The 26,580-nt window shown below is 59.4% G+C and carries 18 protein-coding genes; 9 read left to right on the top strand and 9 right to left on the bottom strand.

The genetic code is table 11. The annotated features are described in order from the left end of the window. Position 1: 1 nt before the first annotated feature. Entirely contained in the window at positions 2-700 is a 699-nt protein-coding gene (urtE, locus tag CI807_RS09645) for an urea ABC transporter ATP-binding subunit UrtE (protein WP_095014506.1), read from the top strand. Positions 701-722: 22 nt separating this feature from the next. On the opposite strand, the gene CI807_RS09640 is transcribed toward urtE, so the two are convergent. Continuing rightward, complete coding sequence (locus CI807_RS09640; RefSeq protein ID WP_095014505.1) at positions 723-6,614, bottom strand: DUF4329 domain-containing protein; 5,892 nt, start codon at positions 6,612-6,614, stop codon at positions 723-725. A gap of 339 nt (positions 6,615-6,953) precedes the next feature. Here CI807_RS09640 and CI807_RS09635 point away from each other — a divergent pair, with 339 nt between their 5' ends. The 6 genes from CI807_RS09635 (at position 6,954) to ureC (ending at position 11,338) form a co-directional block, all read left to right on the top strand. Then, on the top strand, positions 6,954-7,793 hold the full coding sequence (locus tag CI807_RS09635) for an urease accessory protein UreD (protein ID WP_095014504.1): 840 nt from the start codon (positions 6,954-6,956) through the stop codon (positions 7,791-7,793). Between the two features lie 160 nt (positions 7,794-7,953). Beyond that, positions 7,954-8,256 carry an urease subunit gamma gene (locus CI807_RS09630; protein WP_010213535.1) on the top strand — a complete coding sequence of 101 codons (303 nt, stop codon included), beginning with the start codon at positions 7,954-7,956 and terminating at the stop codon, positions 8,254-8,256. Positions 8,257-8,265: 9 nt separating this feature from the next. Continuing rightward, the gene (locus CI807_RS09625) at positions 8,266-8,778 is read left to right on the top strand and encodes a GNAT family N-acetyltransferase (RefSeq protein WP_095017528.1); all 513 of its coding nucleotides are present in this window, start codon (positions 8,266-8,268) and stop codon (positions 8,776-8,778) included. A gap of 5 nt (positions 8,779-8,783) precedes the next feature. Beyond that, positions 8,784-9,317 (top strand): GNAT family N-acetyltransferase, encoded by a 534-nt coding sequence (locus tag CI807_RS09620; protein ID WP_095014503.1) that lies wholly within the window; start codon positions 8,784-8,786, stop codon positions 9,315-9,317. Continuing rightward, complete coding sequence (locus CI807_RS09615; RefSeq protein WP_095014502.1) at positions 9,314-9,622, top strand: urease subunit beta; 309 nt, start codon at positions 9,314-9,316, stop codon at positions 9,620-9,622. Before CI807_RS09620 ends, CI807_RS09615 begins: the two co-directional genes overlap by 4 nt. Positions 9,623-9,637: 15 nt before the next feature. Further along, on the top strand, positions 9,638-11,338 hold the full coding sequence (gene ureC / locus CI807_RS09610) for an urease subunit alpha (protein ID WP_095014501.1): 1,701 nt from the start codon (positions 9,638-9,640) through the stop codon (positions 11,336-11,338). Between the two features lie 61 nt (positions 11,339-11,399). On the opposite strand, the gene CI807_RS09605 is transcribed toward ureC, so the two are convergent. From CI807_RS09605 to CI807_RS09595, 3 genes are all read right to left on the bottom strand, one after another. Next, on the bottom strand, positions 11,400-18,413 hold the full coding sequence (locus CI807_RS09605) for an NEL-type E3 ubiquitin ligase domain-containing protein (protein WP_095014500.1): 7,014 nt from the start codon (positions 18,411-18,413) through the stop codon (positions 11,400-11,402). 70 nt (positions 18,414-18,483) lie between these two features. Next, entirely contained in the window at positions 18,484-18,828 is a 345-nt protein-coding gene (locus CI807_RS09600) for a hypothetical protein (RefSeq protein WP_157742014.1), read from the bottom strand. A gap of 182 nt (positions 18,829-19,010) precedes the next feature. Beyond that, entirely contained in the window at positions 19,011-19,955 is a 945-nt protein-coding gene (locus CI807_RS09595) for a DnaJ C-terminal domain-containing protein (RefSeq protein WP_095014498.1), read from the bottom strand. A gap of 238 nt (positions 19,956-20,193) precedes the next feature. On the opposite strand from CI807_RS09595, the gene CI807_RS09590 reads away from it, so the two are divergent. Next, on the top strand, positions 20,194-21,462 hold the full coding sequence (locus CI807_RS09590; protein ID WP_095017527.1) for an Hsp70 family protein: 1,269 nt from the start codon (positions 20,194-20,196) through the stop codon (positions 21,460-21,462). Positions 21,463-21,562: 100 nt separating this feature from the next. On the opposite strand, the gene CI807_RS09585 is transcribed toward CI807_RS09590, so the two are convergent. From CI807_RS09585 to CI807_RS09575, 3 genes are all read right to left on the bottom strand, one after another. Then, positions 21,563-22,576, bottom strand: coding sequence for an AI-2E family transporter (locus CI807_RS09585; protein WP_016976954.1), 1,014 nt, complete (start codon positions 22,574-22,576; stop codon positions 21,563-21,565). Positions 22,577-22,757: 181 nt separating this feature from the next. Next, positions 22,758-23,057, bottom strand: a complete 300-nt coding sequence (locus CI807_RS09580) for a PsiF family protein (RefSeq protein ID WP_016976953.1) — start codon at positions 23,055-23,057, stop codon at positions 22,758-22,760. Between the two features lie 71 nt (positions 23,058-23,128). Continuing rightward, entirely contained in the window at positions 23,129-23,917 is a 789-nt protein-coding gene (locus CI807_RS09575; protein WP_095014497.1) for a helix-turn-helix transcriptional regulator, read from the bottom strand. A 97-nt stretch (positions 23,918-24,014) separates the two neighbouring features. Here CI807_RS09575 and CI807_RS09570 point away from each other — a divergent pair, with 97 nt between their 5' ends. Beyond that, positions 24,015-24,884: a DMT family transporter gene (locus tag CI807_RS09570; RefSeq protein WP_028615544.1), complete on the top strand. Its 870-nt coding sequence runs from the start codon at positions 24,015-24,017 to the stop codon at positions 24,882-24,884. Here CI807_RS09570 and CI807_RS09565 read toward each other — a convergent pair. Continuing rightward, positions 24,881-25,771, bottom strand: coding sequence for a triacylglycerol lipase (locus CI807_RS09565; RefSeq protein ID WP_095014496.1), 891 nt, complete (start codon positions 25,769-25,771; stop codon positions 24,881-24,883). The genes CI807_RS09570 and CI807_RS09565 overlap by 4 nt on opposite strands. A gap of 80 nt (positions 25,772-25,851) precedes the next feature. Then, on the bottom strand, positions 25,852-26,493 hold the full coding sequence (locus CI807_RS09560; protein ID WP_095014495.1) for an FMN-dependent NADH-azoreductase: 642 nt from the start codon (positions 26,491-26,493) through the stop codon (positions 25,852-25,854). Positions 26,494-26,580: the final 87 nt, after the last annotated feature.

The following is a 26,580-nucleotide window of genomic DNA, read 5'->3' as shown; positions in this document are numbered from 1 at the left end:
CATGCTGCAAGTCGACAAGTTGCACCAGTACTACGGCGGTAGCCACATCCTGCGCGGGCTGTCGTTTGACGTGAAGATCGGCGAAGTCACCTGCCTGCTCGGACGTAACGGCGTGGGCAAGACCACCTTGCTCAAATGCCTGATGGGTTTGCTTCCAGCCAAAGAAGGCGCAGTGAGTTGGGAAGGCAAAACCATCACCGGATTCAAGCCGCATCAACGCGTGCATGCCGGGATCGCCTACGTGCCGCAGGGCCGGGAGATTTTCGGGCGGCTCACGGTGGAAGAAAACCTGCTGATGGGGCTGTCGCGCTTCCCCGGCTCCGAGGCCAAGGAAGTGCCCGCTTTCATCTACGAACTGTTCCCGGTGTTGCTGCAAATGAAGCATCGACGTGGCGGCGATCTGTCCGGCGGCCAACAGCAACAGCTCGCGATCGGCCGCGCGCTGGCTAGTCGACCGCGACTGCTGATCCTCGATGAACCCACCGAAGGCATCCAGCCGTCGGTGATCAAGGAGATCGGTGCGGTGATCAAAAAACTGGCGGAGCGTGGCGACATGGCGATCCTGCTGGTGGAGCAGTTCTACGACTTTGCCGCCGAGTTGGCCGACCAATACCTGGTGATGTCCCGTGGTGAAATCGTGCAGCAGGGCCGTGGTGAAAATATGGAAAGCGAAGGTGTGCGCGGTCTCGTCACGATTTGATCGGTAGGCCGCGCAAACGGCATTAGCCCGGCAAACCCTTGCGTAACTCGCGCAACAGCCGAGTAGCAACATGACCGCGAGGCTGCCAGAACGTGTCTGTTTCCAGAATGTACATCCGGCCGGAATTGATCAAGACCGCGATCACCTGGCTTGGGGTCGCCACTTGCTTTTCACTGGTAGGATCAACCCAGCCCGAAAACAGCATGTTCGTTTCAACGCTTTGAAAACTGGGCAAGTAGAGCAACAGCGCGCCGTTTCGTGGCGTGAGGTAGTAACGCGCGCCGGTCACTTTGTTGTCTCGGAACATACCGATAAATGTACTGAGTTCCGGTTGGCCAATGAAGTTGTCGGCGAGGGCTTGTTGAAAGCGATTCACCTGGAGCTGTTGATTGTCAGCGAGCTTATACAATTGCTGCACGCCCATTACCCGGTACCCCTGGGGATAGCGAACGTCACGCGCCGGACGCTGGGGGTTGATAGCTCCGATGAACAAGCGTCGGCTCGCAGGCGCTTCATCCCGTCCCCATCCAGCACTCAGGCCGCTGTCGACCAGCGCTTCAGTTACCAGGAAAGTGTCGTTCGCCGTATTGGCAAGTAGAGCGGCCAATCGGGGGGTGTTGCGCTCATGACGATAGCGGCGCCACTGGTAGCGGGCCGCGTCGTCGGCGTGGGCAAACAACGGCCCCAGGGCCACTCGTTCGCTGTCACCAGGCGTGAACGTGAGGGCTTGTCGTGGGAGCCAGTCGGGGCCGACTGTACCCGAGGTCGCCCATATCTCCCCGGTCCTTAATACCTTCAATTCACCCGCCCGAGCCACTTGGCGGATATAGTCGGCCGGGTTGAAGGCTGCATTGAGTTTTTGCACGTAGCTTTGCAACCGCAGCTCACTGCCCCAGTCACCGTCGATGGAAGTGGCTCGATAGCTGAGCAACGCACCGTCAGCGCAAGACAGATAAAGCGGCAGGTATTCAACAACGCGCGCAGTGGTGCGCGTCAACGCGCCGATTGCTGCACTCAGCAGGCGTGGCGGGATGAAACTGCGGTAGACCGGTGATACGGTCAATTCGTCAGGTTGGCGTGTCGGAGCACACAGGTAGAGCCCTTGGATTGTCCAGCCGGTGGGCAATTGGCCTCGAAAAAACACCTGGTCTGGCGATAGTCGTAAGTTGTGCACCTTGACCGGCAGGCTGGCGATCCAGTGATCATTTGCCGACTTGAGAATATAGCCGTACCTCAGTTCAGTGCGCGCGCCGGCCTGGTGATGGGCAAAGCGCGCTACATCATCGATATGGCTGAATACAGGGCTCAAGGCGCGGTTCGCGATCGCATGAAGGCCATCTTCGGGGGCGGTAAAACCGTAGGAATAGAACCAGCCTGCAGGCAATTTGCGTGCGCTCCCCCACATCGTGTTGCCCTCCACAACCGTCATGGAGGCTGCTTTCAGTACGAGATTGACATACTCGGTCGGCGTTTTGAGCCCGTCACGCAGTTGTTGCTCGATCTCGTTGCTCTGGGGGTTGTGCGGCGTTCGGCTGGAGGGTGACAGGGCTTGCTTGAACTGTTGATAGCTCAAGGTCTGCTGCGTTCGCTGCGTAACGCTGAGCAGGTCCTGGTCGGGGTCGTTGCAGGTAAAACTGATCACCGAACCATCCGGCCCGAACAAGTATTCACGGCTCCACAGATGATTACACTCGAGTGCTTTACCCAGCACCTCGGTGGATAACATGTTGCGATACACCGACAGTTCTTTTTCAGCGAGCGGGAAACCGGGCAAAATGTCCGGGCGAGAGCGATAACGCGCCACCATTTTCATGCCTGGCGCGAGAAAATCCATGCGCACATCTTCATCCGGCAGAATCCATTTTGGGTCGAAATTTTCAGTCGTGACAGGAAGAGGTTCGGTGGCCACATACCGACCGTCCATTCGCCGGAGTATCAGCCCTCCATATACGTGATCCTGGTGATCCTTAATCAGTGCTTTGGCGTAACGCGCGGCGTCGTCCTCACTGAGAAACGCCGGGCTCAGGGCGCGTCGACTGAAATCGGCGAAAGGCACCCAGTCCGCGCCCAGCTTGCCTGTTTCATCCCAACATTCGCTGGGCCGGATGACGCTCAACCAAGACTCTGAAATAACCTTGGACACAAACCCCTTCGCCGTCAATTGCCCACTCACCAGCAGGGTGTGAACGTCTTCGAAACTTCCGGAAGCGTGTGGTTGTGCATCAAACAGACGGGTCGACACCGGCGTCTGAAATTCGAGCAGCGCATCGTCCAGTGTGGAGATATACACCGGTAACGTGACCTTCAACGCCTTGTCGCGCCAACGTGTAGCAACGGAAAAGGCCTCACTCAGGTCTGCAGGGGAGATGAAATGCCTCGCCAACCAGCGCTGCGCACCCTGCAGTGATTCCGGCATCCACTGGCGCGCGTAGAAGAGCCCATACAGGGTGAAACCGGAAGGAAAAATGAAGCTGCCGCCCGCGTCGGTCTTGAACAGGCTGGCCACATTGAGCAACGGGTTCTTGTCATCACAAGGAACGGCCTCGGACACGACATAGGCGTCTTTATGGCCATGCTTCAACACAAAACGAAAATCTGTCTGCGAGGTTAGGTAACTACGCGTCTGTCGCGAATGAACATCAAGGACAGCTTCCTCGACACTGGAAAATATCGCCCCGAAGGCCACTTGGTCGGGTCTTGCATAGGCTGTCTCGGCGGCAAAGGGCTGCCAGTCATCCGCCAGCTCAACGCTGCGGCCCCACAGCGGGTTGCCCTGCACAATGCGTAGCCCGGTAGCTGCCAGCTTTCTAACCCAGCCCTGCGGGTCAAGTTCCTCGCGAGCGCGCTTAGCGTCCAGCGCACTGCCCTGCGGTCCTGGCTCCAGCAGTTCGCGCAATTCTCTTTGTGCAGCCGAAGCGGTGACGTCGTAGGCGATCAAGGCATCTTCAGCGCTGGACAGATAAGCCACCGACAACCCGTGACGATTGTCCATGATGTGACGCAGGTCGATATCAACGAACAGTTGCCAGTCGATCAACGCTTGCGTGCGCGACCAGCCGTACCGAACCATCCGCTCGCTGTCCATCATTGCCAGCGCCCGACATGAAGCGTACTGCCCATAAAGGGTGTGCAGCGACGGCAAAATGAGCGCCCCAGCGTGGTCTGCGGCAAAGATGCCTCGGATTGCAAACCGGTCATCCGCGCGACAGGGTCGTGGCAGGGTGGCGACAAATCGTTGATCAGCGGTTTTCAGTATGAGCCCGCACAGCTCACCGTAACGCTGCGAGCCAATTTGCTCATGGGCAAAGCGTGCGGCATCATCGGCCGTTAGAAACGGCGCACTGAGGGTGGGCTCAGGGTAGGCTGCAAAAGGTTTCCATCGCTCATCGACTGGGCCGAGGACGTCCCACAGCGTACCGGTCTTCATCACCGACAACCGACCTGCGGCAACGACACGCATGACGAACTCACTCGGGGTCAGCTTGCCTGCCAACAGCTCTGCCAAGGTGCCATTGTCGGTCACAGCGCCGGTAGGCGTTACGCCATAAAGCTGACTTTCCAGCGCCGTCCCACTGAATTGATATTCCAGTTGCGCGCCATCACGCGTATTCCAGTAAAGGGTTTTAACGGTAGCGCCTGCTTCACGGGACGCTGCGATCGCCACCGCCAGCTCGCCCGGCGCCACAAAACACTCATACAACCAGCGTTGTTCGACATTTTGGCCCAACGCTGGGCGGGATGAAAAACACATCCCGTGCAACTCAAATCCACTGACCAGCACTGGGCGCCCAAGTGAATCACCCGAATAAACTCTCAAGCCTGAAACGGTGCCCGCAAGCGCCGTCACATACTCGTCGGCCCCAAGGCCTTTAAGGATAAATACGACAGATTGATTGCCAGCGGTTAACGCCAACTGGTCGTGGCCGTAGGTTGCAGCCGTGGGTGCATCCTGAAATATCCAGCTGTATACGGGCGGGATAGCCGATGCGGCGACGAAGGGCTTGAACGGCGCCCAATTTGCTGGCACATGACCTCGGCTCCCCCCCCAGACCCGGCTCGTAACCAGAACGGAAAACTCGCCGAGACGTGCAAGTTTCCTGACCATTTCAATCGGTGTGCCGTCAAATCCATCCAGTTGGACCTTAAACACTCCGGTGCGTATAGCCTCCTGCAGAAAGGCGCCGAAGGTGCTCTCAGCTTGCGATCCACTGCGGACATATTTGACCAATGAGCCCAGAGAGCTCGAATGATAAAACGCAGACATCTTTTGGTCGCCGCGCATCATGCCTGCCACTGAGAGATGAACAGGTATAGCGTCGGACAGCGCTGCGAGTTCTCCTGGCGAGAGTGGGGACCGTACCGTCTCATCAGACAGGGGAGGCAATTGGGTCTCGTCAAAGAGGCTGTGAGCGACAAAAAAACCGTGGACCCGATAGCCTGGCGGCAACGCCATGGTATCGAAGGTGCTTGCATCAGCGGGGCCCAGATACTTGACCATATCAGGCTCGGAAATAGGCGGTGTTGACACAAACCGGCCATCATTGCGCTGAAAGACCAAACCAAGCATGTCCCCGCTGCGATCGCGCACGCGATCATGCAAATAACGGGCGGCATCGTCCGCCGTGATGAACGCCGGGCTCATGGCCGCTCGCAACTGATCGACCAGAGTCACTTCCGGCAAAACTCGACCGACGGTGAGCCATGAACTGCCAGCTCTCAGCGTCTCCAACTCGCCAATGCCAGCCATATGCGAGACGAAATGACGCGGGGTTAGACGACCGTCTTTCAATTGCGCGTTAACGGTCGCGCCTCCCCTCCCCAGATACTTCACTTCGCTATCACTTGCAGAAAACCGGTAAGACAGCAATGCGCCATCGCCGCTTAACATGACTAGTCGCAGACGTGGCTCCTGCAAGTACAGCTCAGGCGATGTACGCAGCTGTTCCGCCACTCCGGCAAGTAGCGTCGGGGAAAAGAAGTGGCCGCTACCCGGGGTTTCGCGCGAGCCCTCCCAACAGTAAAGGGAACTGATTCGGAAATTGTCAGGCAGCCTTACCCCGCCATCCGGGTTCAGTGGGAATAGCTGCTCGGGGGATGTCAGCCTAGCGGGCTCCCACTCCTTCACCATGACGAGGTATTCCTCTTTGTCGATGGCCTTGAGTTGGTAGCCGACCAAGGACCTTGCCCTCTCCCACAAGAGGTCGCCGAAGTTCGGGCTGGAGGTGATCTTCTCGAAAAGCGGCTGCAACACCTCTGCCGCCAACGGTACGCCCATCCGCCAATCTTCGCCGACACGCCCACGAATACCACCCCATGCCTTGCTGGCAAGCACCACACTCAACTCGCCGGCCCCAGCCATCAACGGGATGTAATCGGTAAAAAAATCAAACGGTCGACGGTCTTCGGGCCGCAGGCGACTGACGAGCTCACGCTCCCTGATCGAACCGCTGACCACGTACTTGATCAGCGCATCTCCCGGTCCAGATAGGTAATGAGCGGGTACAACGGAGCCATTCTCGATGATCCGCTCAATATCGGTGTAAGAAAACATCCCGGAATAAACAGACCACATTTCATCGGGCACAGCAGGCTGTCCAGCCGGTTGGGTCTGCTTCGGATGTGAATGGTAAAACGCGTACGGTGTGTAGCCATCGGGGAAAATCATCTTGCCTTCAGGGCTTACCGTGACTAGATCGCTACGGACAAACTGCCCTGTACTCGGCTGAGGTATCGAGGCGAAAAACCGAGCGCCTTTCTTTAGAATCACGCCGCCGTACTCAACGCTACGCTCACCACCAATATGCCGATGCGCCCAATACGCGGCATCGTCCGCGTATAAAAAAGGCCCTTCCAACACTGATATGTCTACTGAGGGGGAGGGACTATCATTTTGATGCAATTGATCCAAAGCCACTTTCGGCTCCTTCAGGGTTGAGGATTAAGTTCAAACATCCTCAACCAATCACGTCGACGCCATGCGCTACATAGTTCACGGCCTCGTAGCTAGCAGTCCTGGTTATCTCCTGCGGCAGGCAAGGCCTAGCACCAAAACAGTGCAATTGATGAGCCGCGCCCCAAATACGCGCAAAGCTGATACCTGTGACCTGTCGTTGTGTGCGCGGCCACGCCACACAGTCAAAGCGGGCATAGCCCTTGCTAGTACAAACGAAACTCCATGAATTTGCATAGCGAGCGTGCACGCCCCACGGTGCTACGCACTAATCTGTAGCGTCCTGACGACAACCACTACGCCATGAACCTGCCCGTTACTCCCGCCCTGTTCACCCCCAGCTGGCATGCCGAGCTGGAACTCGGCTACGCGCGTCTCGGCGACACCACACGGCCGGTGATGCGCCGCCACCTCGGCCCATTGCGCGTGCAAAAACACCTGTATGCCGAAGGCCCCGAGGTGTGCCAGCACATCATCGTGCACCCGCCCGGCGGGATTGCCGGCGGTGATCGCCTGGACATCAGCGCTCACGTCGGCGCCGGCGCCTGGGTGCAATTGACCAGCCCCGGCGCCGCCAAGTGGTATCGCGCCAAAAGTCCTGCGTTTCAGCAGTTGGACCTCACCGTGGAAGCCGGCGCCACGCTCGAATGGCTGCCCCAGGAAACCATCGTGTTCAGCGCGGCCCAGGCCGAACTCACAACGCACATCGCGCTGCAAGGCGATGCACGCCTGTTCTATTGGGACGTGGTTGCCCTGGGCCGTCCAGCCAGCGGCGAACGTTTCGACCTCGGCCACTTCCAATCCCACCTGGATATCCGCCGCGACGGTCAGTTGCTCTGGCATGAGCGCCAGCGCATTGTGGGCGCCGATGGGTTGCTCGATTCGCCCATCGGCCTGGACGGGCAACCGGTGTTTGCCACACTGTTGCTGACGGCCGATATCGATCCTGAACTGCTGGAAACCTGCCGCGCCCTGCCCCACGTGGTACGCGGCGATTTGACCCAATTGCCTGGCCTGCTGGTCGCACGCTGCCTGGCCAGCGAGGCGCTGCATGCACGCGCCTGGCTGATTGATTTATGGAAATTGCTACGCCCGGCACTGCTAGGCCGAGAAGCCGTATCACCACGAATTTGGAGCACATGAACATCCGCCCCTCTGTAGGAGCGAGCTTGCTCGCGAAAAGCGTCAACGATAACGCGGACATCCCGGATGAATGTGGCGCTCTCAGGTTTTTCGCGAGCAAGCTCGCTCCTACAGGGGTGGGCGTCTTCTATTTGAATAGCTTGATAAAGGACCTTGAACCATGGACCTGACCCCACGGGAAAAAGACAAACTGCTGATATTCACCGCCGGCCTGGTTGCCGAGCGTCGCCTCGCACGCGGCGTGAAGCTCAACTACCCGGAAACCATCGCCTACATCTCCGCCGCCCTGATGGAAGGCGCCCGCGATGGCCGCACCGTGGCCGACCTGATGCACTTCGGTACCACCCTGCTCAGCCGCGAACAAGTGATGGAAGGCATCCCGGAGATGATCCCGGATATCCAGGTGGAAGCGACTTTCCCCGACGGCACCAAGCTGGTCACCGTGCACCAGCCGATTGCGTGAGGCCTGATGATGATTCGTGACGCAACCCAAAATGATCTGCCGGCGATCCGCGATATCTACAACGACGCGGTGCTGAACACCACGGCGATCTGGAATGAACAACCGGTGGACCTGGGCAACCGCCAGGCCTGGTTCAGTGCGCGGCATGCCCAGGGTTATCCGATCCTGGTCTCGGTGGAAAACGCTGAAGTCACCGGTTATGCCTCCTTCGGTGACTGGCGGCCGTTCGAAGGTTTCCGCTACAGCGTCGAGCACTCGGTGTATGTGCGCAACGACCAGCGCGGCAAGGGCCTCGGTCCGTTGCTGATGGCGGCGTTGATCGAGCGCGCACGCGCGTGCGGCAAACACGTGATGGTCGCCGCCATCGAAAGCGGCAACCACGCTTCGATCCGCCTGCATGAGCGCCAGGGCTTCATCACCACCGGGCAGATGCCCCAAGTGGGCATCAAGTTCGGCCGCTGGCTGGACCTGACCTTTATGCAACTGGCCTTGAACCCGGGCGCCGAACCGCCCAAGGAGTGACGTCGATGAACGCCGCGCAACTGCGTCGAGTCAATGCGGAGAGTTTTGCCCACTATCGCCTGGGCTTGATCGAGCTGTTGCTCGACGCGGTCAGGCACGGCGCTTCCGTCGGTTTCATGGCCGATTTCGACGAGGCCCAAGCCCGCGAGTATCTGCGCGGCGTGCAGGCCAGCATCGAAGACGCCAGCCTGTTGCTCTGGGTGGTGGTGCGCGATGAACAGGTGATCGCCAGCGTGCAGTTGGCGCTTTGCCAGAAAGCCAACGGCCTCAACCGCGCCGAGGTGCAAAAGCTGCTGGTGCACAGCAACGCGCGCCGCCATGGCCTCGGCCAGCAATTGATGAGCACCCTGGAACTCGCCGCGCGCCAGCACAAGCGCGGTTTGCTGTACCTGGACACCGAAGCCGGCTCACCCGCCGAAGCCTTCTACCAGTCGCTGCGCTACACCAAGATCGGTGAATTGCCCGACTACTGCCAAAGCCCGGACGGGCGCTACAGCCCGACCGCCATCTACTTCAAGACCCTGGGGCAACCTGCATGATTCCTGGTGAATATCAGATCCAGCCTGGCGACATCGAACTCAACGTGGGACGCCGCACCGTCACCCTCAGCGTGGCCAACAGCGGCGACCGGCCAATCCAGGTGGGTTCGCACTACCATTTTTTCGAGACCAATGACGCGCTGACGTTTGATCGTGCCGCAAGCCGTGGCATGCGCCTGAATATTCCGGCGGGGACGGCGGTGCGGTTTGAACCGGGGCAAAGTCGGGAGATTGAGTTGGTCGATTTGAGCGGCGGTCGCCGGGTGTTCGGGTTTGCCGGACGCATCATGGGCAATCTGGATTAACTTGAGGACAGACACATGAAGATTTCCAGACAAGCCTACGCCGACATGTACGGCCCCACCGTCGGTGACAAGGTCCGCCTGGCCGACACCGAGCTGTTTGTTGAAGTCGAACAGGACTTCACCATTTACGGCGAAGAAGTGAAATTCGGTGGCGGCAAAGTGATCCGCGACGGCCAGGGCCAGGGCCAATTGCTCGCCCATGAAGTGGTCGACACGTTGATCACCAACGCGCTGATCATCGACCACTGGGGCATCGTCAAGGCCGACGTCGGCCTGAAGAGCGGTCGCATCCACGCGATCGGCAAGGCCGGTAACCCGGATATCCAACCGGGCGTAACCATGGCCATCGGCGCCAGCACCGAGGTGATTGCCGGCGAAGGCATGATCCTCACCGCCGGCGGCATCGACAGCCACGTACATTTCATCTGCCCGCAGCAGATCGAAGAGGCGCTGACCAGTGGCGTCACCACCATGATCGGCGGCGGAACCGGTCCGGCGACCGGCACCAACGCCACCACCTGTACCTCCGGCCCATGGCATCTGGCGCGTATGCTCCAGGCCAGTGATTCGTTCCCAATGAACATCGGTTTCACCGGCAAAGGCAACGCCAGCCTGCCCGAGCCATTGATCGAACAGGTCAAGGCCGGTGCCATTGGTTTGAAGCTGCATGAAGACTGGGGCACCACCCCGGCGAGCATCGACAACTGCCTGAGCGTTGCCGATGAATACGACGTGCAGGTGGCGATCCACAGCGACACCCTCAACGAATCCGGCTTTGTCGAAACCACACTGGCCGCGCTCAAGGGCCGCACCATCCACACTTATCACACTGAAGGTGCAGGTGGCGGCCATGCACCGGACATCATCAAAGCCTGCGGCTTCCCCAACGTGTTGCCCAGCTCGACCAACCCGACGCGGCCCTTCACCCGCAACACCATCGACGAACACCTCGACATGCTGATGGTCTGCCATCACCTGGACCCCAGCATTGCCGAAGACGTGGCCTTCGCCGAAAGCCGTATCCGCCGCGAAACCATCGCCGCCGAAGACATCCTGCACGACCTCGGCGCGTTCTCCATGATCAGCTCCGACAGCCAGGCCATGGGCCGCGTCGGCGAGGTGATCACACGCACCTGGCAGACCGCCGACAAAATGAAAAAACAGCGCGGCCCGCTGCCGGGTGACGGCCCCGGCAACGACAACTTCCGCGCCAAGCGCTACATCGCCAAGTACACCATCAACCCGGCGATCACCCATGGCGTCAGCCATATCGTCGGCTCCATCGAAGTGGGCAAGTGGGCCGACCTGGTGCTGTGGCGCCCAGCGTTCTTCGGCATCAAGCCGACCCTGATCCTCAAGGGTGGCGCCATCGCCTCAAGCCTGATGGGCGACGCCAACGCCTCGATCCCCACGCCGCAGCCGGTGCACTACCGCCCCATGTTCGCCAGCTTCGGCAGCTCGCTGCACGCCACCAGCCTGACCTTTATCAGCCAGGCCGCCCAGGACGCCGGCCTGCCCGAAGCCCTGGGATTGAAGAAGCAGATCGCCGTGGTCAAAGGCTGCCGCGAGGTGCAGAAAGCCGACCTGATTCACAACGATTACCTGCCGGATATCGAGGTGGACCCGCAGACCTATCAGGTCAAGGCCGACGGCGTGTTGCTATGGTGTGAGCCGGCGGATGTACTGCCGATGGCGCAGCGCTACTTTCTGTTTTAACAACGTCCCGCTCCCTTGAAGACGGTGTTCGTCCTCAAGGGGGAACGCTCAACTACCAGGTTCAAGGAAACTTGGTTTTGATCGCCGCCTCGGAGTATCGGTAGTTCACCCGCAGTTCGACGCCTGCAGGGATATCTTCAGTCGCAAACACAGCACTCAACAGATACTCGCTCCTCACCCCCGGGCGACTGGTCGCGTGTTCGGCTTCAACCTTGAAGGCAATACTTTCAACGTTGTACCCCGCCGGCGCCTGTCGTACGGGCTTGTCGCTGGCGTCATATTCGAAGTGGGTATTGATTCTGGACGTTATGTTGTCGCCCACGAGATAAATCGGTTCGGTGCGGAAAGAACCTGCGTCCGGCACGATCTTGTGACCGACGACCATGCCAAACGTACTCTCGGTGCCCACGGAAAAACCATGAGGTATAACGACCCCTCCGTACACCCCCACCACCTCGCCTTTAACGATGCGTCGATTGGCCACGACCATGGATTGCCCTATCAAAGCCTTCTCTCCAGGCACTTTCACATCGTCCGCCGTAAAGGTTCGCCACTGTAGTTTCTCTTCATAGAGCGCCCCAACGTTTTCATACCCTTCAAACTTTATATAGGGCTTTATTTGCGCCGAGGAATAGGTCTCACCCGACTCTATTTTTACCTGTGTCTCCAGGCGTTTGATTCGAATCGGCTTGCCCTGAAAATCCCTGAGTGGGTACTTGCCGTTACTGGCACGGTTGTAAGTCCCCAGTTCGTTTTTGAGCGTCAGAAAGTGAGCTTCCTGGCGCATGAACCTGAGCTCTGCCGTGGTGTAGGGCGACACAGGCATGGACTCCGAGGCGGGCTCAAATTCATCGTCAGACGAGCCCGCACGCATTCCCCCAACCTGGCCTCTGCGCCTCCAAACGCCCTTTACATCCGGCTTGGCCACAACCCCACTGCTGACCAGTTCGAACGGATTATTCGGGCTCTGCACCCGTAGCAGGTAATGCTGCCCGTCACCGGCGTCCGGCATGCTGGTTATAAAATACTGCTTGCCGTTGAACTCAATGGCTTGCGCCTCCGACAGTGCCAACGCAAATGCCGGTCGCTCAGCGGGATCCGTCAGGGTTTGAAGGGGCTCCCGAGGCAGCAGGCGCTCAGCGATCTCCTGGCGAGTCAGCGTATCGATCAACGCGGCATCCTCAATCACAAGGCGAGCCTGCAAGTCCTTGGCCTGCGCGTCGTACGCGGTGGCCGTGAGGCTGCCGTCGGAAAAACTGTCGTGCAACGCGGCCAACGCCTCTTGATACGGCCTGCCCTGTGCCTCGAATTGCGGTCGGTATTTCTGGGTCACATAGTCCTGCCAGAACTCGCGGGAAAGGAGCGCCTGAAACTCTTCAGGCGAGTTATCCAGCGCGATGATTCTGTCGTAGGCCGCGTCCAGCATCGCTTGGGTAACGTTGCCCAACGCCGTGAACCTGACTTGCGACGGCTGCCCTGGCAAGTGCAGCCGGTCCTTGAGGCCATACCGATACGCCAACCTGATTTCGACTTCCTCCAATTGTGCCAACTGGTGGTTTTTTTGCTCCGTCGTCAGGTTCCGATTGTTGTTAATCGCCGTTCTGCGCTGATCAATATCGTTCAAGGCGACCTTCTCGACTTCGTCCAGGCGGAACATGCCTCTGGACAAACTCGACAGCGCCAAGCCCTGGGTTGAATCCATGGCCTGGAGCCTGGCCTTGTAAACCATCGTCATGATTTCCAGGTTACTGAAAGACAATGCAGCACGATCACAACAGGCTGGCCGGCCCGCCCATTCGAACATTTGCTCGCGCAGGTGTTCGGATTCGGTGGAGTTCTCGGTGATGCTGTCGATGACCTCCCACACCCGCCGTTGCAGGTCCTCATGGCCGGCGCCGGCCGCCTGCAGGTCACGTAATACATTGAAAAAGCCATCTGCGCCCGCCTGCCCACGCAGATCATCCCACTGAGCTTTTCTGGTAACCGCCTGCTCGGTGGAAAAGCCTGCGGACCAGCGTTGGAACGGTGCGTCGTAAGTCACTGTACGAGCGGCGACGCGGCTTGCGTTCAAAGGCACGGAGGCGACCAGCCGATTCGGCCGGTTGGGCGAGGCCAGCCCCGCCTGCTCAAGGCGCTCGCCATATTCTCGGACCTGCTGCAATGTGGTCTCTGACCAGGGATTGCCGCTCGCGTCGGTTACGTTATTGACCCGTGCACTCTGGACCAGTAGTTCCTGTGGTGGCGAGATGACTGACGCCGGGATCGTGGTCATCTGGTTGCCGATGAGGTCTATACGGTCCAGCAGCGGTTGCTCGGCCAAACCGGTCGGCCAGTCAGTCAGACCTGTATGCGCCATGTTAAGCGTGCGCATATCGGTTATCTGGCTGAAGTCGGGGGAGATACGCAGGTCGTTGTCATTGATGAGTAAAGCCCTGAGCGTTACACGCTCCGACAATAGCCTGGCCGTTTCCGGGCTCAAGCGAATCCGGTTGTTCTGCAGAAACAAACGCGTCAAACCTCGCATTTCACCCACGGCAGGTGGTAGCTCACGCAACTGGTTGCCTGACAAATCCAACCAACGCACACCTTGGAACCTTGCGAGAAACCCCTCGGGAGACGTGGCCAGGTTCATGCGGCTCAATTTGAGCGAGCCGACATGGCTGAAATCTGTATCAAGGTCAGGCAAGCTCGGCAGGTTCAGGCCACTGAGGTCCAATTCAAGACCAATCGGTGTACCGTCGGAGGCATGCAATTGAGGCGTCTGCCGTCTCCAGCACGCCATGATGCGTTGCCTCGCCTCGAAACGGACATCCTGAATCGTCGCACCGAAATCAAACAACTGCGGCCGCAAATAACGCTGATTCGCACCACGCCCTGAGAATTCCCAGGCCTGAAGCTGAGAGGTGAGCGAATCGTATTCCTGCTTGAGCCGGGCCAACTCCACATCCGCCCCTTCGCCCATCCGCCAGATGATCTCCCTGAGCCGCTGATCGATAAGGACCTGATAGATCTGTCGCGCAGCCTCGAACCTTGGATTGCCAGAGTCAAACGCCCCAACTTTCGCACCGTCGACCAAATCGGGTCGGGTCTCACCCAGGCGTTTCCAGTAGGCATCAAAGATCTGCCAGTAATCCTCGGGAAAAGGGTTCCCCTGCAGCAGTGTGACGCGATTGACCCTGGCCATCGCCTCTACCCGTTCGAGCGGCGGGTTCAAGTGAGCCTGGGGTACTTCGCGTAACTGGTTGAACTCAAGGTTGATCGACTCCGGAGCAGCAAGGTTCTGCAAGCCCGCTGGCCACTGGTCCAGTTGCGTCGCGTAAAGATTCAGCTCTTTGAGCTGGGTCATCGCGCTGACATCCGGGGAGGTGCCCAGCGGGTTGAGGCGTAAGTCAAGCGTCTCAAGGCCACTGAGACCGCTTAGTCTTGCGGCATTTGGCGGGGTCAGCCGGATTTGATTTCGTGGCAGCTTTAAAGAGGTCAAGCCTTGCATATCAGCGACCGTCGTCGGCACCTCGGTAAGGTTGCAACTGAATATCTCCAAACGTTTAACCTGAGTAAATTGTTTGAGGAACGTGTCGCCGCTCTCCGACCACTTGAAGAATCGCAACTCAAGCGTCTCGACATGGCTAAAATCCCCGCTCAAGGCCGGTAATGGCAGGTCCGAATCGGAGCCTGACAGGCTTAATTTATTCCCCGTCTCCCGGCGCCAGCAGCGCCTGATTTCATTGGCCTTAACTGCCGCCGCACCACCGGCACGGTCAAACTCGGTCAGCGTCGATTGCGGCGCATGCTCTGTCGTCCACGCTTTCAGCGTTTTGTCCAAAGCCTCGTATTCGGCCTCTAATCGAGTGAGCACCCCGTAGATGTTCACGCCCGACGACCGAATGAACTCGACCGTTTGTGCCTCACTGAGCGCCGGGTACAGCTTGCGCACCCGTGTCTCGGAAGAGTGCAATGTAGGGCCACTCACTCGGCGCATTCGGCTACAGCCGGGCCCACCGCCCAACAAGCGCATCGTAGGATCATAGGGTGGCTTAAGGATCGGATGTTCCAGCAGCACCGTGCGTAATTGAGGCCGTGGCAAAGGCGATTGCCTGATGGCTTGCTTGAGTTGCGAACTGTCACTCAGGTTCATGGCCTGCCGCTCCAGAGGCGACATTGCCTCCCAGGCCGCCGTGTAAAAGTCCCCTGCCCCTTGGGTTACAAACTCACCGTTCTCCTGGATAACCAGCGTCCTGGCCGGCGTGATATCCGGGGAGCCGATGGCATCCAGTGTCGGCCCTTGCGCCGAATATTGACGTAACTCAAACCGTGTTCCACGCCGCCACCCCGGCAGGGTTTCAAGGGTACGCAAGGCCAGCCGCTGGCTGTCGATGTCCGTCAGCGTGTCCAGGTGCAACCCTTCATAGGCACGGGATACGCGGGTTTCCTGCTCAAACCACTGCGCTTGCGCGGCTTGGGTTTCAGGCAGGCGACCGGTGCGGCGAAACACCTGCAAATCATCAGCGCCCAGCGTTTCAAGCACGCGCGCGGCCACCGCTGGCGACAGTTTTGGGTAAGCATCCAGCACCCGTTGAACATCTGGATCATCGGTGCGGGTAGAGGCCTTGAAACGCTCTTCCACCAACGTGCCTTTGAGGGACGCCGCCGTGCTGGCGATGAACTGGCGCAGTTGCTGGGCTCGAGAATGCAATGAGTCCTGAGGGCTGCCGGGAAATTCCGTAAGCGCAGGGTCATCCCCTTGCAAGGTGTACAGCACCTCGTTGAGCAGTTCGCCCCGGTCCATATTGCCTTGGCTCAGCGCCACTACTTTTTTTGGGGCCGATGCCGGGCCGGCGCTTTCCCAGAGAACATTGGCGCTACTGTCCATGATCCTGAGCAATGGCGTGTCGGGCAGCAGGCCACGGCGCTGCATGAGGTCGAGTTGCAACGCGGGGTCGGCTTTTGCGTAAACCAGTGGATCGGTACTGCCCATCTGCTCGACGAACGTCGTGAGTTCTTGATGGATCTCGAAACGATGAAGGGTTTCCTCAAGCACCAGCGGGAGCGGCTCATGATTCACGAAGGTTTCCCGCAAGGTATCAGGCTCTACCCCACTGACACGGACTTGATCCGCGTGCTCGGCCAATCCCAGTCGTTTGAGCAGTGTAGGGTCGTCCCAGGTCAACGGCTCTTCAAGCTCATGGCTCCAGACACCCTGATGGTTGTGCTCCAGTTTTGGTGCATAGGCGTCGGGCCGGGTCGGATGCTGGATTCGGTATTGGCCGGTGTCCGTGTCCTGTTTGACCTGGTAATGCTTGCCCTCCAGCGGCAACACCTTCTGGTCGTTGACCTGGTGCAGCCCCAGTTTGTCGGCCTTGGACTGCGGCGCCAGTTCGACTGTGGACGCGTACGGGTCAAGGTCCGCCTTCCACAACATCTGCTTGCCCGACGGCATCGTGACCGGCTTGAGATTATCCAGCGTGTTCACGTATTTGACGTTGGGTAACACTTTGGCACCGGCGGCAAAGAACGCCACATTGAGTGCCACCGAGGAAAAGTGCGCCCACGCCTCTTTCGTATCACCCTGCTCAGCCGCTGCGATCCCTTCGTAAACCTCGTAACACATCTGCGCCGCGCCCACGGCCAGCATGATCGGCCCCAGCCCCGGCACCATAAAAGCAGCCACGTTTAGAACACTGAGTACCGCATCGAGGTAGCTCTCCAACCGCTCGGTTCGAGCCTTGGCATCCTCGTCTCCCGTCGGCACGGCGACCGCCCGCGCATCGACATAAATCTTAGCGGTATACGCGTTGGCCATGCGCTCCCACACATTGCCCCACAGGGGGCTGTCATCCAGACGCAAGTGCCCAGGATTGGGCTGCAGCGGGTAATCGAGCGTCGCATCGTCGTTGCCCGCTGGCTGATACAAACGGTTGAATTGTTTGAAGAAGTTGCCCTGCTCACGTTTCGAAATAAACCGGCTGAAAAAGCGCCGGTAAGAGACGCTGTGCAGGCGCGTCCTGAGGTCGGCCATGAAATCGGCGCTGGAGGCATATTCCCTGAGCGGTTGCTGTGGGTCATTCGGGATGTACACCAGCAGCCGTTCGACTCGGGTGCTGTCGGTACGATCCGGGCCGATAAGCAAGGGCCCGACCAGCTCGATCCCGAAGGCTTTTAATGCCGCAAACGTGACCCTCCGACCATCCAGATTCACGTTCGGCGTATCGGCCAGCACTTGCTTGAGCATCTCGTAGGCACTGTCGCTGATACCTGCCAAAACACGGCCACTGCTATGGTCTGTGGTGAGCTGTAGATGAGCGACCTCAACGCTGAGCGCCAGTTGTTGACGGTGATGTTCTTGCAGCTGTTGGTCCAGGGCGTTGCGCTCGGCCAGCGCTGCGGGATACAGCACTTCTTTGAGGTGTGCTTGATAGAGCGCGCCCAGGTCCAGGGTGCGACAGAGCTTGGCAAAGGCATGCGCAGGGATTGCCACGGCCTGGGACGTGACCGCGTAGACCGTTGGAATGATTTCGCCGTCGTACGCGCTGAACGTGGTGATGACGCGGCAATCGGCACACGTCAGCGGCAGCTCATCGTCAGGCTCGAAGTTGGCCAGGGCGGCTTCCAGCAGGGAAATACCCTGATACCGGTCGTTGAGCGTCGAGTTGTCCTGCGGCTCCAGTACAAAAGCACCAAACATGTCTGAGCGCCCACGTACCCGGCGGTATTTACGCGCGAAGTAGGTGTTGCGAACATCGATGTCCAGGTTGAATTCTTTTTTGATCGCCTCTTTCAGCAGCTTTTCCGAAAACTCCGAAATATCGGTGAGGCCACCAAGGCGATTCTCAATGGTGTTCAACGTCTCGCGATAGCGGGTATGGCTGTCACCCAGGATGCCTTTCGCTTCGACTGAAGCGGCCCGATACCAACTGGGCAACTGCTCCATTTCAAGGTTGGCGAGTTCTTCCTGGCGTTGCGTGCTCGCTTGGTTGAACCAGGCGGGCACGCGGTTTTTCAGGAAGTCGTAATGAACACCGCGAGCGCCGGCGTTGAACACGCCGACGAGCGTGGCAGTTGAGTTGCGTTGTGACATGACGGATCGTCCTTGAGGTGAGGTAAAGACCTCAGCCTATCGAGCGGTCCGGTGTTGATGGCCTGCATAGTTATGACTTGGTTTCCGCGCTTTTCCGGCCCATCGTTTTGTCGCAAGGCCTGCGCCGGATGTTTTGAGTTTCCTCGGCCAGCGTGGAGTAGTCGGCTGTGTATTGTTCATCCGTCATCACCTGGCCGGGACGGATGTCCTGAGTGGGCTTGCCCAACCTACGACCTGCTATGTCGAAGGTCTTGCGCAAGGCGGCTTTTTCCGTGCCCGATAAGCGCCCATCGGCGGCCCATGCCTCTTGTGCCTTCAGCAAGTCTTCCAGGGCATTGCCTTTGTTGAGCGTGTCTTTTTGTGCTTGGGTAGCGCAGATGTACCAGGCGGGCAGTTCAGGCTTGAGCTGGCGCAAGGCAACCCGATTTTGCTCGGATGCCCCGACCAAAACCTGCGGTATATGGTTGACGAGCGTCGTGAAGTGCTGCCCCTGGTCTCCCGGATGGGTGGGGCTTGAGAATGGGCCATGAATCGTTACCTCATCGAGAAATGAGGAGCATATTCATGGCCCACCAAGGTCTGGGCCTAACTATCCAGTCAGTTGCTCCAGCCTTCCCGCGCGTTGAAATCGCAGGTTTCTGCCAGCTTCGCCCACAACGCCTTAGTATCGTCATCGGACGTTTTAGGCATCACGGCCTTGAGCTGGATGAACAGATAACCCCGCTCCCCGCTCTTGTTCAGCAAGCCATGGCCCTTGGCGCGCATGCGCTGGCCGTTCTGGCTGCCGGCAGGCACCTTGAGGTTGATCTTGCCGGTCAGCGTCGGCACAGCCACTTCCGTACCCAACGCCAACTCCCACGGTGCCAGCGGCACGGTGATTACCAGGTCCTGACCTTCCACCTCGAACTTGGTGTGTGGTGCAAACTTGATGATCAGGTACAGATCACCATTTGCCCCGCCGCCGATCCCCGGCGCGCCCTGCGCCTTGAGGCGAATGCGCTCACCGTCGGCCACGCCGGCGGGGATCTTCACGTTCAGGCTCTTGGTGGTGTTGCTCACATGCCGGCCCGAAGGGTCATATTGCGGCACTTGGAAGCTGATCTGCTTGGACTCGGTGGACAGCGTCTCTTCAAGGGACACGGTCAGTTGCATCTCAACATCCTGGCCCTTGCGCCCGGTCGGACGGCGCTGGCCGCCGCCGAAACCGTCGCCACGAGAGCCGAAGATCGAACTGAAGAAGTCCGAGAAGTCCTCGCCACCGCCGCCACCGCCAAAGCCGCCACGGCTCTGCCAGCCCGGTGGCCCTTGGAACGGCTGGCCATGCTGGCCGTATTTGCGCAGTTCGTCGTATTCGGCGCGTTTGTCGGCGCTCTTGAGCGCCTCATAGGCTTCGGACGCGTCCTTGAACTTGGCTTCGGCGTCTTTTTCCTTGCTCACATCGGGGTGATATTTGCGCGCGAGCTTGCGGTAGGCCGCCTTGATTTCCTTGTCGTCAGCCGTCGGCTCTACGCCCAATATCTTGTAGTAGTCTTTGAAATCCATCGGCGGTTCACCATCCTTAATCGAGATCGCACAGCCCGGGGCACAACGTGCGCTGGTTTGCACCTGTTGAGTGATGTGGCCTGGGGGTGCGTCAAAGTGTTATCGGCGCTTGCCGTATGCAGCAGATGTGGGGGCAAATCCCCAGGTTTCAAGGAAGATTTAACAGATGGTCGGCCTACGCATCCGCCCTCGACTGGCATACACTGCGCGGCCGTTTTTCAACCGGAACCTGATTGTCATGGAAAACTCATCCCCAGCCCGTGCCTGCGGCATCGACTTTGGCACGTCCAACTCCACCGTCGGCTGGATCCGCCCCGGCGAGGAGACGCTTATTGCGCTGGAGGACGACAAAATCACCCTGCCGTCGGTGGTGTTCTTCAACTTCGAGGAACGCCGCCCGGTGTACGGTCGCCTGGCGCTGCACGAGTACCTGGAAAACTACGAAGGCCGGCTGATGCGCTCGCTCAAGAGCCTGCTGGGCTCCAAGCTGATCAAGCACGACACCAGCGTGCTCGGCACGGCGATGCCCTTCACCGACCTGCTGGCGCTGTTTATCGGCCAGCTCAAGAGCCGCGCCGAAGCCAACGCCGGCCGTGAATTCGAAGAAGTGGTGCTGGGCCGTCCGGTGTTTTTCGTCGATGACGACCCAATGGCCGACCAGGAAGCGGAAAACACCCTGGTCGACGTGGCGCGCAAGATCGGCTTCAAGGACATTTCGTTCCAGTACGAGCCAATCGCGGCGGCGTTCGACTACGAGTCGACCATCGAGAAAGAAGAGTTGGTGCTGATCGTCGACATTGGCGGGGGTACCTCCGACTTCTCACTGGTGCGCCTGTCACCAAATCGTCGCCACAACGACAACCGCCAGAGCGACATCCTCGCCACCGGCGGCGTGCACATCGGCGGGACCGACTTCGACAAACAGCTCTCGCTGAACGGCATGATGCCGCTGTTCGGCTACGGCAGCCGCATGAAGAGCGGCGCCTACATGCCCACCAGCCACCACATGAACCTGGCCACCTGGCATACCATCAACTCGGTGTACTCGCAAAAATCCCAGTTGGCATTAGGCAGCATGCGCTATGACATTGAAGACACGGGTGGCATCGACCGCCTGTTCAAGTTGATCGAACAGCGTGCCGGACACTGGTTGGCCATGGAAGTGGAAGAAACCAAGATCCAACTGACCCACGAAGACAGCCGTCATGTGGCACTGGACCGTATCGAAGCCGGCCTGAGCGTGGACTTGAGCCGGGCGTTGTTCGAGTCGTCCATCGACAGTTTGCTGGAGCGTGTGCGTGGCAGCGTGACGCAGTTGCTCAACGACGCTTCGGTGAGCGTGGCGCAAGTGGACACGGTGTTCTTTACCGGCGGTTCCAGCGGCATTCCGGCACTGCGCCACAGCATTTCGGCGATGTTGCCGAATGCGCGGCATGTGGAAGGCAATATCTTTGGCAGTATCGGCAGTGGTCTGGCGATTGAGGCCAGCAAGCGGTACGGCTACTAAAAGATCAACTGTAGGAGCGAGCTTGCTCGCGAAACACCTGAGAGCGCTGCGTTATCGTTGGCGTTCTTCGCGAGCAAGCTCGCTCCTACAGGTTACTGCGTCAAACCATCCCGCCCAGCTTCAGCTCACTCTTGAGATACGCGTAATAAATCGGCCCCGCCACCACTCCTGGCAAGCCAAACGCCGCTTCAAACACCAGCATCGCCAGCAACAACTCCCACGACTTGGCACTGATCTGCCCACCGACGATCCGCGCATTGAGGAAATACTCGATCTTGTGGATCACGATCAAGTAACCCAACGCCGCCACCGCCACCCAGATCGACAGCGACAGCGCGACGATGGTGATCAGCGTGTTGGACATCAGATTGCCGATGACCGGCAGCAGGCCGAGCAGGAACGTGAGGACGATCAGGGTTTTGGTCAGCGGCAGGTGAATCCCGCACAGCGGCAACACCACGGCGAGGAACACAGCGGTGAAGGCGGTGTTGAGCGCGGCGATCTTGATTTGCGCGAAGACGATGTTGCGAAAGGCCTGGACCAGCAGGTGCAGGCGATCGAACAACGCCGCGGCCAGGGGTTTGCGTTTGGTCAGGTCGGGCACGCGTTGCAGAGCGATGATGGCGCCGAGCACCATGCCGATCAACAGGGTGACGAACATGTGGGCGGCGTCCTTGCCCACAAGCTGCAGTTCGCTCAGGTGCTTGCTCAGCCAGTCGCCGATGGCCACGCGGAACTCGGCGGCACTGGCAGGCAAGTAAGCGTCGAGGAACGGCGGCAGTTGGCCACGCGCGCGGTCGACCACGCCCATGAATTTGTCGAGGGAAGCCCCGGGATTTTCCGCTTCGTGGAGCAGGAAGCTGATGGCGCCGGCGAAGATCAAAGTCAGCACGCTGACGATCAAAGTGCCGAGCAAGGCCACCGCCAGCCAGCGCGCACGCCGGCCCTCGATCAGCCGTTGCAGTTGGGGAGTGAGCATGTTGACCAGCTCGAACACCAACAGACCGGCCAGCAGGCTGGGCAGCAATTTGAGCGGCAGTACCAGCAGCAGACCGCCGAAAATGATGATGTAGCTGGCCAGCAATATCACGTGACGCTGAGAAAACGTTGGCATACAGCCTCAAAACGAACGGCGTTAAAGGATGTTGATGTAGGAGCGAGCTTGCTCGCGAAAAACGCAAGGACACCGCGTTTTAGTCTGAAGACACGCGTTATCGTTCAGGTTTTTCGCGAGCAAGCTCGCTCCTACAGCAGGGCTGTGTGCGAGTGTCGCAGCCTTCTATGGCCTGGGGCTATTATTTCTTCAGGCAGGTGCTCATAAAGGTTTTACGCGCGTCGCCGGTCAAGGCTTTGGTCTTGGCGTCCGCATTGCAATCCTTCATCTTCTGCTGCTGTGGCGTAAGCGTCTTGGCGTCATTGGCTGCTGGAGCAGACAGACAGGTCTTCATGAAGGCCTTGCGGTCATCACCTTTAAGCGTCTTCGTGGTGGCTTCGGCGTTACAGGTGGTCATTTTATTTTGCTGAGCGGTGGCAGCAAAGCCTTGGGAACACAGCAGCAGGCCCATCATCAACAGCGGAATTCGCAGCATCTTCATGGAGTTTTCTCCCTGTTACCGCACCGAAGGGCACGGACTACCCAGCAGTGTAGTCAAAGCCTGTTACAACTTCACCGGGTACGGATATGCGTCCGTCGATACTGCTCCGGTGTACAGCCCGCCTGCCGTTGAAACATGGCGATAAAAGCAGAGGCGGTGCTGTAACCCAGGTCAAACGCCACATGTTGCACGCTGCGCGGGCTGTCGAGGGCTTCGATGGCCGCCAGGTAGCGCAGGCGCTGACGCCATTCGCCGAAGCTCATGCCCAACTCCCGCACAAAGAGGCGCGCCAGGGTGCGTTCGCTCACGTGGACTTGTTCGGCCCAGTGCGCCAAGGGGCGGTTGTCGGCGGGGTCGGCCTGCATGCCTTCCAGCACGCCGAGCAAACCGGGGTGTCGGGCGTAGGGCAAAAAACATTCGTGTATCGGCGCCTGCTTGAGCTGGTCCACCAGCACCTGGGCCAGGCGGATGTCAGACTCGGTCTGCGGCATGTTCACGTCACGCTGGGCGAAATCACTGAGGATGGCCTTGAGGATATCGCTGATCGCCAGGGTGCACGGCTGCTGGGGCAACTGCTCACAGAGTTCCGGCGCCAACCCTACCGAGTGATAGACGATCGCCTCGGCATTGTAGGAACTGTGTTCGGTGTGCGGCGGCACCCACACCGCGTATTGCGGCGGCGACATGAAGCGGTTGCCGGCCACTTCCATGCGCATCACACCGCTGGCCGAGTAATCCAGCGAGCCCCAGAAATGCTGGTGCGGCGTGCACTCAGTGTCGGGCGCGAAATCCGAATAACGGAAGTACACCGGACTCGGCAGGCGAGGGAAATCCGCAAGACGTACGTTGTGCTTGGCCATATTGTCTGGATACAGAGGTGGTTTGTCTGGATCGCAGTATAGGCTTCGATCCAGACAATGGATAATCCTGCCTCATCAACACACTTGGTTACTTTCGATGCAATACGCTTATCCCTTGCTGGCCATTTTCATCTGGGCCGGCAACACCGTCGTCAACAAGCTGGCTGTGGGCGCACTGTTCCCGGCGGAAATCGGCTTTTACCGCTGGTTGCTGGCGGCGCTGCTGTTCACGCCGTTCATGATCAAGCCGGTGATCGCCAACTGGGCGCTGATCCGTCCGAACCTGGGCAAGGTGTTCATCCTCGGCGTGCTGGGCATGGCGGTGTACCAGAGCCTGGCGTACTACGCGGCTTCGCTGACCACGGCGACCAACATGGGCATCATCCTGTCGTTGATGCCGTTGATGGCACTGACGGCGGCGATCATCAGCCTTGGCCAACGCCTCACCTACGGCGCGATGACCGGTGCCGTGCTGTCATTCGCCGGTGTGGTGGTGGTGGTTTCCGCCGGCAGCCTCGACGCACTGCTGCAACACGGGGTCAACCTGGGGGACGGCATGATGCTGGTCGCGACCCTGGCCTACGCGGTCTACAGCACCCTGCTGAAAAAATGGCAGTTGCGCCTGCCACCGTTGGTGTTGCTGTATCTGCAGGTGCTGGTGGCGGTGGTGGTGCTGTTTCCGCTGTTCCTGTTCTCGGCGAAGGCTGGCTTGGGTTGGGCGAACATTCCGCTGGTGCTGTATGCGTGCCTGTTGGCCTCGATGGTCGCGCCGCTGGCGTGGATGCATTCGGTGAAGACCTTGGGCCCGAGCCGCACCACGCTGTTCTTCAACCTGCTGCCATTGATCACCGCGCTGATTGCCGCCGTGGTATTGAAAGAAGAGTTGGCGCTATATCACCTGGTGGGTGGCCTGCTGACCTTGGGCGGGGTCATTCTGTCGGAGCGCTGGACCACGCCGGTGCGTTAAACCCCGGCCTCCTTCAAGCGCCGGGCATGTTCGACAAACAGTCGGATCGGCTCGGCGCCCTTGCCCACCAGACCCAGGGACTGGTTGACGATATCGAAGTGGTCCAGGGCGTAGTCATCGCCGATCACCATCCCCAGGTGTGAGCTGTAGCGCCCGACCATGCCGTCACACTGGCCCTTTTCGCGCACAAAGCTGCGGGCGAACAGGCGGCAACTGCGGTGCGTGCCGTCGAACAGGTTGCGACCCCGGTCGGTGATGCCCGGCTGCAAGGTGCCGGACCATGAGTAATAACGTACGCCATTGACCTCTTCGGGCCCCTGCCCACCCCATGTCTGCGGCAGCCCCTGTGGATAATGCTGATTGAACAGCGCCACGCCCGCACTGGTCAGCGAGTGGTGGGAGGCCTGCAGATCCGCTTTGAAGCGTGGCCCGCGATAGCCGGTTTCCAGCACGCCCATCAGCCAGGCGACCCCGTGAAACAGCGCGCTCATGATCCGCCCCTTCACGCCATCCACCGGGTAATTGAGGTGAATGTGGTCCGCCAGCTCCGAGCCATGGTTGGGCCCGGCCACTGACGTCACCGACGCCACCCACTCCGGGCGCTTGGCCGCCGCATACCGCGCGGTGAGCGAGCCCTGGCTGTGCCCGATCAGGTTGACCTTGTCGGCCCCCGTTTCACGGCGAATGCGCTCGATCTGCACCAGCAATTGCTCGCCACGCACTTCGCTGGAATCCAGCGGCGCCACCTGCACGGGAAACACCTGCGCCCCGCCCGCCTGCAGTGCCGGGACGATGCCGTACCAATAGGGGAACCCTGCGAGGCGTACGAACCCGAGCATGCCGGGGACCAGCACCAGAGGGTAACGCGTGGCAAGGGATTGAGGCATGGAGCGGGCGTCCAAGGCGATAAGGTGATAGGTCCATCCTAGACCAATCAACGTGACCGCCCCGTGACATCCGGGTGTTTTCAGAAATGCCCAGCCAGGTCGTGCAACTGGCGTTCGGCTTCTGCATAGGCACGCTGGAACACACTCTTGTCCGACTCTTCACCCTCGGCAGCAATCACCCGGACGTCATCGATACCGATATAACCCAGTACCGTACGCAAGTGTGGGTCGGCATGGTTCATCCATTCAAACTCGCCACCCGGACCAAAGCCATTACCGCCCCGGCTGGTGATGATCAGCGCACGCTTACCCTGGAGCAAAGGCTGGTACTGCGCGATGCCCTGGCTGTCCTGGGTGATGTCAAAGGTCAGGCCCATACGCACGATCTGATCAATCCAGGCCTTAAGGCCGCTGGGCACACCGAAGTTGTATAGGGGCATGGAAATCACCAGGATTTCGTGGTCGATCAACTCGCCGACCAGCTCATCGCTCAGTTGCAGGTCAGCCTTCATCACCTTGGGCATGGATTGCGGCTCGGGGTAGAAATTCGCTGCCACGAAGGCTTCGCTGACGTGGGGAATGGACGCTCGGCCCACTTCGCGCCGCGTGATCTGCGCGTCCGGGTTGGCGGCTTGCCACACATCGAGGAATGATTCGGCCAGACGCCGCGAGTGGGAACGTTCGCCACGGGGGCTGGCATGAATAACAAGCATTTTTTTCATCTGTAGGACCTTCGCGGGTTAGACTCGGACGACCTGGACGACCGCCTTTCTTGCGGCAAATCTAGAGCCGCGTGGTACTTCCGACAA

It is taken from the genome of Pseudomonas sp. NS1(2017) (assembly GCF_002269425.1).
Taxonomy (GTDB): domain Bacteria; phylum Pseudomonadota; class Gammaproteobacteria; order Pseudomonadales; family Pseudomonadaceae; genus Aquipseudomonas; species Aquipseudomonas reactans.
This window is presented reverse-complemented; position numbering and strand designations above follow the sequence as displayed.

Bases quoted from the DNA above. Each gene is read 5' to 3' on its own strand.
- urtE (WP_095014506.1), top strand. From the start codon at position 2: ATGCTGCAAGTCGACAAGTTGCACCAGTACTACGGCGGTAGCCACATC.
- CI807_RS09635 (WP_095014504.1), top strand. From the start codon at position 6,954: ATGAACCTGCCCGTTACTCCCGCCCTGTTCACCCCCAGCTGGCATGCC.
- CI807_RS09630 (WP_010213535.1), top strand. From the start codon at position 7,954: ATGGACCTGACCCCACGGGAAAAAGACAAACTGCTGATATTCACCGCC.
- CI807_RS09625 (WP_095017528.1), top strand. From the start codon at position 8,266: ATGATTCGTGACGCAACCCAAAATGATCTGCCGGCGATCCGCGATATC.
- CI807_RS09620 (WP_095014503.1), top strand. From the start codon at position 8,784: ATGAACGCCGCGCAACTGCGTCGAGTCAATGCGGAGAGTTTTGCCCAC.
- CI807_RS09615 (WP_095014502.1), top strand. From the start codon at position 9,314: ATGATTCCTGGTGAATATCAGATCCAGCCTGGCGACATCGAACTCAAC.
- ureC (WP_095014501.1), top strand. From the start codon at position 9,638: ATGAAGATTTCCAGACAAGCCTACGCCGACATGTACGGCCCCACCGTC.
- CI807_RS09605 (WP_095014500.1), bottom strand. From the start codon at position 18,413: ATGTCACAACGCAACTCAACTGCCACGCTCGTCGGCGTGTTCAACGCC.
- CI807_RS09595 (WP_095014498.1), bottom strand. From the start codon at position 19,955: ATGGATTTCAAAGACTACTACAAGATATTGGGCGTAGAGCCGACGGCT.
- CI807_RS09590 (WP_095017527.1), top strand. From the start codon at position 20,194: ATGGAAAACTCATCCCCAGCCCGTGCCTGCGGCATCGACTTTGGCACG.
- CI807_RS09585 (WP_016976954.1), bottom strand. From the start codon at position 22,576: ATGCCAACGTTTTCTCAGCGTCACGTGATATTGCTGGCCAGCTACATC.
- CI807_RS09580 (WP_016976953.1), bottom strand. From the start codon at position 23,057: ATGAAGATGCTGCGAATTCCGCTGTTGATGATGGGCCTGCTGCTGTGT.
- CI807_RS09575 (WP_095014497.1), bottom strand. From the start codon at position 23,917: ATGGCCAAGCACAACGTACGTCTTGCGGATTTCCCTCGCCTGCCGAGT.
- CI807_RS09570 (WP_028615544.1), top strand. From the start codon at position 24,015: ATGCAATACGCTTATCCCTTGCTGGCCATTTTCATCTGGGCCGGCAAC.
- CI807_RS09565 (WP_095014496.1), bottom strand. From the start codon at position 25,771: ATGCCTCAATCCCTTGCCACGCGTTACCCTCTGGTGCTGGTCCCCGGC.
- CI807_RS09560 (WP_095014495.1), bottom strand. From the start codon at position 26,493: ATGAAAAAAATGCTTGTTATTCATGCCAGCCCCCGTGGCGAACGTTCC.